This is a genomic window from Neisseria sp. P0018.S001, assembly GCF_051957355.1.
In the GTDB taxonomy this organism is placed as follows: domain Bacteria; phylum Pseudomonadota; class Gammaproteobacteria; order Burkholderiales; family Neisseriaceae; genus Neisseria; species Neisseria subflava_A.
Map to the genome: position 1 here is coordinate 1 of NZ_JBQCWN010000101.1, position 255 is coordinate 255.

Annotated in this window: 1 pseudogene; it reads right to left on the reverse strand. The window is 57.3% G+C overall.

Annotation, left to right across the window (positions count from 1 at the left end):
• Nucleotides 1–255, reverse strand: a pseudogene (locus tag ACTHTJ_RS11030) (hypothetical protein); the annotation flags it as partial.

Sequence of the window (255 nt, forward strand, 5' to 3'; positions counted from 1 at the left end):
TGACATTGATGGTGTCGCCCAATGCGTAGTTGTTGCTGCCGGCGGTACCGCCGAAGTTGATGCCTTTGGCGATATTGGCGGCGTTGGTCGCTACGTTTTGGTTGGTCGCAAACAGTTGGCTGCCGTTAACGGCATCTTTGCTGTTGGCATTGAGGTCGCCGTCGGCTACGTTGGTAACCTTCTTGCCGGCGGCATCGATACCGGACTTGGTCAGGCTAGGACCGCCTGCGATCTTAACGCCGTCGTTGTTCACGG